The organism is Burkholderia sp. LMG 13014, assembly GCF_905232215.1.
GTDB lineage: Bacteria > Pseudomonadota > Gammaproteobacteria > Burkholderiales > Burkholderiaceae > Burkholderia.
Genome location: NZ_CAJNKE010000294.1, coordinates 1 through 7,297 on the forward strand (window position 1 = coordinate 1; position 7,297 = coordinate 7,297).

The window sequence follows — 7,297 nt, forward strand, 5'->3', positions numbered from 1 at the left end:
TTGTGCGCGTTTTGTCGGGGTTAGCCAATCGGGACCGATGCGTACCCCGGCTGCCGGGTGGGCTTGACCGACGTCAACCGGATGATGCGCAGCGGGCCCAGACTGGTTGGACATTTCAATCGAAACCGGACGGCAACAGGGAGGCAGCATGTATGCACGGATCTTTGCGGCACTCGACGGCAGCCGCAGTTCGCGACTCGCGCTCGACGAGGCAATCGCGCTCGCCCGCGATTCAGGTGGCCTGATCGTCGCCGTGTGCGTGGTTGAGGACGCGCCACGGCTAGCCGACATCGACAGCGGCTATATCGACCAGCGCGATCCGTCAGGACTGGATGCGGACAAGGCCGCGATCGCGGTGGCGGACGCCGAGACCGCGTTTCGGCTGTGCGGTGTGCGCGGCACCGCACGCACGATCGACGCGCGCGGCGAGAACGTGTCGTCCGTGCTGGCGCAAGCCGCCGCCGAATGCGAGGCGGACCTGATCGTAATGGGGACGCACGGGCGTCGCGGCGTGCGGCGCGCGTTGCTTGGCAGCGTTGCCGAATCGCTGGTGCGCACCGCAGACCGGCCGGTGCTGGTCGTGCGGGAGGGGCGGGGTGCGTGTGCGGCCGTGTTGTGACCGGAGCGGGCAGCCGCGAGCGGCTGCCCTGTCGTCATGTGCGCGGCGTCAGTGAGACAGCAGCACCGGTACCGTCATCGTCTCGAGGATCGTGCGCGTCGCACCGCCCAGCACGCGTTCGTGCATGCGCGCATGGCTGTACAGGCCCATCACGAGCAGATCCGCATGCAGGTCGGTCACCCGGTTCAGCAGCGTCGCGCCTACGCCGACCGACCGGTCGCGCGGCGTCGTCGAGAACGACGCGCGAACGCCGTGCCGTTCGAGGTACGCGGCGACATCGACGCCCGCCGGCGTCTTGTCCGGATCGGGTTGACCGCGGACGACCGTCTCGACGTTGACGAAGCGCGCGCGGGCCAGCAGCGGCAGTGCATCGGCCATCACGCGGGCGGCCTCGCGCCCGCCATCCCAGCCGATCAGCACGTTCTCGCCGATCGTTCGCACGTCGCCCGCGTAGGGCACGACGATCGCCGGGCGGCCGCTGCCCATCACGACATCCTCGATGAAATGGCGTGCGACGTAGGTCATGCGATCATCGGGGTCTTCCTGGCCGAGTATCAGCAGATCGGCGTGACGGGCGTGCAGAATGGCGGCCGCGGTCGCTTCGCCGGTCGGTGCCTGCCATTCGACGCTGCGTCCCGCGCGCTCGGCGGCCGTCAGGAATCTTTCTTCGGCCTCCTTGCGCCGCTGGTCGCACAGGCGCTCGTAGACGGCCAGCTTGAGCGGTTCATCGGGCCTTCGCAACGGTTCGAAGAGATCCTGGCAAACCACGTAGAGGCCGATCAGATGCGCGTTCCAGCGTCCCGCGAGTTCGAGCGCGAGGTCGACGCGCGTCGCGCAGCGCTCGCTGTCGTCCAGGTGGACGAGCAAGGTCTTGTAGCTCATGACGGTTCCTTTTCGGTTGATGCCGCGGCGGTTTCGGCGGGATTCTCCGACGGGCAGCTCGCCGGAATCATCAGGACCGGGCACGTCGCCAGACGCAGCACGCGCTCGGCCACGCTGCCGAGGAAGAGGCGCTGAACGCCGCGCCGGCCGTGCGTGCCCATCACGATCAGGTCGGCCTCGATTTCGTCGGCAAGCGCGACGATCCGGTGCGGAATGTCTTCGCCCGCCGGCTCGACGTTGGAGATCTGCGGCGTGCCGGCGACGTCGCGCGCCTTCAGGCGTCGCGCCGCGTCCTCGGTGACGCGCAGCCCTTCTTCACGAAAGGCGTCGACCAGGATCGACGGATCGTAGCCGTACATGTCGTAGGCCGGCACCAGGAAATCGACGACGTAGACGGGAGTCAGCCGGGCACCCGTTTCCGCCGCGATAGCCAGCGCGGCGTCGAGTGCACGGGACGACGTGTCGCTGCCGTCGAGCGCAACCAGAATGTTCGAGTACATGGCGTGTCCCTTCAACGGATGTGGATGAAATCATCATCGGCGCGTGCGCGACGATCGCGCTGATCTGGATCAAGCGTCCCGATTCAAGCGTCCCGATTGCCGCGCAGCACGCGCACGGCGGCGCGCGCCGCGATCCACGCTTCGTTGGTCGGCTCGACGACCACCGTGACCGCGCTCGACGCGGACGATACGACCCGCGCATGGTCCGCGTTCGCTTGAGGGTCGATGGCGATGCCGAGCCAGCCGAGCGCCGCGCAGATCCGCTCGCGCAACACGGCCGAGTGCTCGCCGATGCCGGCGGTGAAGACCAGCATGTCGAGGCCGCCAAGCAGCGCGATCAGCGCACCGGCTTCGCGGACGATGCGATGGACGTAGAGTGTCAGCGCATCGCTGGCCAGTGCGTCGCCGGCGGCTTCGCACGCCAGCAGCACACGCGGGTCGCCCGATGCGCCCGACACGCCCTTGAGGCCCGACTCGTGGTACAGCATGTGGCCCAGCGTATCGCCCGACAGCTTGCCGATCTCGAGCAGGTGCAGGACGACACCGGGATCGAGCGTTCCGCAGCGCGTGCTCATCATCAGACCGTCGAGCGCCGAAAAGCCCATCGTCGTCGCGACGCTGCGGCAGTCGAGCATCGCGCACAGGCTGGCGCCGCTGCCGAGATGGGCGGCGATGATGCGGCCGTGTGCACGCGCGCCGAACTGCTCGTCGAGCGCGACCGCCAGGTATTCGTACGACAGACCGTGGAACCCGTAGCGCCGCACGCCCTGGTCGAACCATGTGTACGGCAACGGCAGCAATTGCTCGGCGCGCGGCAGCGTGCGATGAAACGCGGTATCGAACACGGCGACCTGCGGCACCTCGGGAAACACGTTGCGCAGCACGTCGATTGCATCGAGGCTGTGCGGTTGGTGCAAGGGCGCGAGTGGCGTCAGCGTGCGAAGCGCGTCGAGCACCGCGTCGTCAACGACGACCGGGTCGACGTACCGGGCACCGCCGTGCACGACACGATGCGCAATCGCGCCCAGCGCGATATGCGGCAGCTGCACGCGGATCCACATCGCGATCTGCGCGAGCACGGCGCGGTACGGATCGCCCGCGCCCAGCGGCAGCGTGCCGCCCGGGGCCGCGTCGAAGCGGATCGACACGCTGTTGCCCGTTGCGACCGCTTCACCCTCGTGCAGCGGTCGGCGCACGGGATCGCCGTGCGGCGGATACGCAAAGACCGCGAACTTCACGCTCGACGAACCGGCGTTGACGACGAGCAACGCGAGCGTGCGCATCGACCGGTTCAGTGCGACATCAGGACCGGCATCGTCATCGACGCCAGCACCGTGCGCGTGGCACCGCCCATGACGAGTTCGCGCCAGCGCGCATGGCCGTAGGCACCCATGACCAGCAGGTCGGAACCCGTTTCATACGCACGTGACAGCAGCGTGTCGCCGACCGACTCGCCCGTGCCGGTACCGATGTCTTGCACGTTCACGTCGTGCGCATGGCGCGCCAGCATCAGCGCAGCATCGGCGGCAGGAATGCGGGTGGTCGCGGCTTCCGAATCGCCGTCGACCACGGCGACGATCGTCGTGCGCTTCGCATGCTCGATAAAGGGGAGCGCGTCGTGCGCGGCGCGGGTCGCTTCGCGGCTGCCGTCCCATGCGACGAATACCCGATCGCCGATCGACGGGAATTCGCCGGTGTATGGCCAGAACAGCACCGGGCGACCGGCGGACAACACGAGGTTCTCCGGAAACTGGTCGTCGATGAAGGTTTCAGGATCGTTCGGGTCGCTCTGACCCGCAATCACGAGGTCGGCAAGACGAGCAGCGCGCGGCACGGCCACGTTCGCACGCTCAGCCGCGCGAACCCAGGTGGCCGGCACTTTTGCACGAGCGGCCTCCGCATGGAACAGTCGCTCCAGCGCGGCGAGCCGTTCGTCGCGCTGTTCGCGGTGCTCGCGGAAATAGTCGGCGGAACCGGCCATCACGTAAAACGAGTAAGGCTCCGGCGTGTAGACGGCGAACAGCCCGGTGAGATGCGCACCGAAGCGCCGGGCAAGACGCAACGCGAACTCGAGACGCGAATGCGCGCGGGCGCTCGTATCGAGGTGCACGACTAGGCTTTTGTAGCTCATCGGAATCGCTCCATCGACGGGTGATCCGCCATTGCAATCCAGTCTACGAAGCAGGGTTTCCGCGTGGTTGACTCAGATCAACGGGTGCCATGCGCGACGGTCGCACAGTGAAGCGGACGCCAGTTCATCGACCGGATCGAAGGAGGCAATACGATGAGCCCCCAAGCTTTGACCACACCGAACGACGCTTGCCGCGCGGGCTGTGATCTCGCGTTGCGCATGGCCACGCTGACACACGACTGGCAGCATGAATGGCATGCGCTGGCAGGGAGGCGCACCGAGCGGGACCGCGACGCGGTGCACGGCCTGCAGCAGGCGCTGACGGCGACGAACGAGTGGACGGCTTTCAGCGCAGCGGCCCGGCAGGTGATGCGCGACTACACGATCGCGACCGTCGCGATCTGGCAGGACGCCACCGAGCTGTGCATGCGCGGGCAGTTCGAGAGCGCGAGTGCGTGGCGCACGTGGTTGCGCGATTACGGCACCGGCGCGCTGTCGCGCTACCAGACCGACTGGTGGCCCGATCTCGGGCGGCTGGCCGTGGTCAACGAGGCAAGCATGCCGTGGCGCGACTGGATGGCCGCGTTCGAGCTCGGCATCACGGAAGCCGTCGAGGCGGGCGACGAGGCCGCGGCCGTCCGGCGTCTCGACGGCAGCCATGCCGCGCAGGAGCACGATCATGCGCGCTGAGCGTGTCGCATTCGTCACCGGCGGAATGGGCGGCCTCGGTGCCGCGATCAGCCGCCGCCTGCATGAGGCCGGCATGACGGTCGCGGTGTCGCACACCGAACGCAACGATCACGTCGCGACGTGGCTCTCGCACGAACGCGAGGCGGGCCGCACGTTTCACGCGTACGAGGTCGACGTGGCCGACTACGATTCGTGCCAGCACTGCGCGGCACGCGTGCTGGCTGAATTCGGGCGCGTCGACGTGCTCGTCAACAACGCCGGCATCACGCACGATGCCACCTTCGTGAAGATGACCAAGAGCATGTGGGATGCGGTGCTGCGCACCAATCTCGACGGCCTGTTCAACATGACGAAGCCGTTCGTGCCCGGCATGATCGACGCCGGCTTCGGGCGGATCGTGAACATCGGGTCCGTGAACGGGGAGCGAGGTGCGTACGGGCAGGCGAACTACGCAGCCGCGAAAGCCGGCATCCACGGCTTCACGAAGTCGCTGGCGCTTGAACTCGCGCGGCACGGCATCACGGTCAACACGGTGGCCCCCGGCTACCTGGCCACCGCGATGCTCGAGTCGGTACCGAAGGAAGTGCTCGACACGAAGATCCTGCCGCAGATTCCGGCCGGCCGCCTCGGCGACCCCGACGAAATCGCCGCGCTCGTCGCCTTCCTGTGTTCCGACGCGGGGGCCTTCGCGACCGGCGCGGAGTTCGACGTCAACGGCGGCATGTACATGCGATGAAAGCGTCCGTCATCCGTGCGCCGCGCCCGCGCGATTCGATGCAGCAGCCGGATCGGAACGAGCGGAAGCCCGACCGGTCCGAATGCACGGCGCCCGAGGCGACACCCGCCGAACAATGGAACCGCGCCGCGCATGCCAACGTTGCCGCGATGACCTTCGGGCTGTCGCCCGTGTCGCTGGCGCTGGCCATGCTCGACTGGGGCGCGCACCTGGCGGTGTCGCCGGGCAAGTGCTTCGAACTCGCGACGCAGGCGTGGCTGACGAGCGCATCATCGGTGGCCGAACCAGGCGCGGCGGACGACGCCGACGCGGATAGCCTGGCCGTGCACGCGGGAGGCGCCGATCCGCGCTTTGCCGCGCCCGCGTGGTCGAGCTGGCCGTTTCGCGCGTATCGCGACAGCTTCCTGTCGATCCAGCGCTGGTGGCGCGACGCGACGCGCGGCGTGCCGGGCGTCGAGCGGCACCATGAGGAACTGGTCCGCTTCGTGGCACGTCAATGGCTCGATGCGTGCTCGCCCGGCAACTTTCTGGCGACCAATCCGGTCGCGCTCGACGCGACGATGCGCAGCGGCGGAGCGAACCTCGCGGTGGGCGCGAGGCACTGGCTCGACGATGCGAACGCATTGCTCGATCGCGCCGGCGGCACGCGTGGCCGCGACGCGCGTGCGTACCTGCCGGGGCGCGACGTGGCGATTACGCCAGGCCGGGTCGTTTGGCGCAACGCATTGTGCGAGCTGCTGCAATACGACGCGACGACACCGCGCGTCGCGCGCGAGCCGATCCTGATCGTGCCGTCGTGGATCATGAAGTACTACATCCTCGATCTGCAGCCGCACGATTCGCTGATCCGCTTCCTGGTCGATGCGGGCTACACCGTGTTTGCGGTGTCGTGGCGCAACCCGGGCGCGGAAGCACGCGATCTCGGGCTCGACGATTACCTGCGCGACGGGTGCCTGGCCGCGCTCGACGTCGTCCGGTCGATCTGCGGCGAGCCGGTTCACGCGGCCGGTTATTGCCTCGGCGGCACGCTGCTCGCGATCGGTGCGGCGGCGCTCGCACGCGACGGGCGGCAGCACGAAGCACTGCGATCGATCACGTTGCTGGCGGCCGAGACCGATTTCAGCGAACCCGGCGAGCTCGGCCTGTTCATCGACGCGAGCGAATTGTCCGCACTCGATGCGCTGATGTGGCGGCAGGGCTACCTGGACGGCGCGCAGATGTCCGCCGCGTTCGAACTGCTGAACGCGCGCGACCTGATCTGGTCGCGGATGATGAGCGAATACCTGCTCGGCAGGCGCACGAAGCCGAACGACCTGATGTCGTGGAATGCGGACACCACGCGCATGCCGTACCGGATGCATACGGAATACCTGACGCAGCTTTTCCTCGACAACGATCTCGCGGCAGGCCGCTACTGCGTCGACGGGCGGCCGGTCGCGCTGTCGGATCTCGACGTGCCGACGTTCGCGGTCGGCACCGAGCGCGATCACGTCTCGCCGTGGCGCTCGGTCTACAAGCTTCATCTGCTGACGCACCATGCATTGACCTTCGTGCTGACGGCGGGCGGCCACAATGCCGGCATCGTGTCGGAACCCGGTCATCCGGGCCGCCACTATCGCTGCGCGACCCGCGAACCCGGCGCGCCGTACCGCAGCCCGCGCGAGTTCGTGCACGACACGCCCGCCGTAGACGCTCTCACTTATACACATCTCACGCAGCAGACGAATAGAGAGAAGTAG

At 67.9% G+C, this 7,297-nt stretch carries 8 protein-coding genes; 4 read left to right on the forward strand and 4 right to left on the reverse strand.

Going from position 1 to position 7,297, the window contains the following annotated elements; translation table 11 throughout:
- Window positions 1-148 precede the first annotated feature (148 nt).
- Window positions 149-619: a universal stress protein gene (locus JYJ84_RS23615; protein WP_175220426.1), complete on the forward strand. Its 471-nt coding sequence runs from the start codon at window positions 149-151 to the stop codon at window positions 617-619.
- A 48-nt stretch (window positions 620-667) separates the two neighbouring features.
- On the opposite strand, the gene JYJ84_RS23620 is transcribed toward JYJ84_RS23615, so the two are convergent.
- The 4 genes from JYJ84_RS23620 to JYJ84_RS23635 form a co-directional block, all read right to left on the reverse strand.
- Window positions 668-1,501 (reverse strand): universal stress protein, encoded by an 834-nt coding sequence (locus JYJ84_RS23620; RefSeq protein ID WP_175220424.1) that lies wholly within the window; start codon window positions 1,499-1,501, stop codon window positions 668-670.
- A complete protein-coding gene (locus JYJ84_RS23625) occupies window positions 1,498-2,001 on the reverse strand; it encodes a universal stress protein (RefSeq protein WP_175220422.1) in 504 nt (167 codons plus the stop codon). Before JYJ84_RS23625 ends, JYJ84_RS23620 begins: the two co-directional genes overlap by 4 nt.
- Window positions 2,002-2,084: 83 nt before the next feature.
- Window positions 2,085-3,284 carry an acetate/propionate family kinase gene (locus tag JYJ84_RS23630; RefSeq protein WP_175220420.1) on the reverse strand — a complete coding sequence of 400 codons (1,200 nt, stop codon included), beginning with the start codon at window positions 3,282-3,284 and terminating at the stop codon, window positions 2,085-2,087.
- Between the two features lie 8 nt (window positions 3,285-3,292).
- On the reverse strand, window positions 3,293-4,132 hold the full coding sequence (locus tag JYJ84_RS23635; RefSeq protein ID WP_122949850.1) for a universal stress protein: 840 nt from the start codon (window positions 4,130-4,132) through the stop codon (window positions 3,293-3,295).
- A gap of 153 nt (window positions 4,133-4,285) precedes the next feature.
- Here JYJ84_RS23635 and JYJ84_RS23640 point away from each other — a divergent pair, with 153 nt between their 5' ends.
- The 3 genes from JYJ84_RS23640 to JYJ84_RS23650 are packed head-to-tail and all read left to right on the forward strand — an operon-like array spanning window position 4,286 to window position 7,297.
- Entirely contained in the window at window positions 4,286-4,822 is a 537-nt protein-coding gene (locus JYJ84_RS23640; RefSeq protein WP_175220418.1) for a hypothetical protein, read from the forward strand.
- Entirely contained in the window at window positions 4,812-5,558 is a 747-nt protein-coding gene (locus JYJ84_RS23645; protein ID WP_175220416.1) for a beta-ketoacyl-ACP reductase, read from the forward strand. Before JYJ84_RS23640 ends, JYJ84_RS23645 begins: the two co-directional genes overlap by 11 nt.
- A 38-nt stretch (window positions 5,559-5,596) precedes the next feature.
- Complete coding sequence (locus JYJ84_RS23650) at window positions 5,597-7,297, forward strand: PHA/PHB synthase family protein (RefSeq protein WP_374102124.1); 1,701 nt, start codon at window positions 5,597-5,599, stop codon at window positions 7,295-7,297.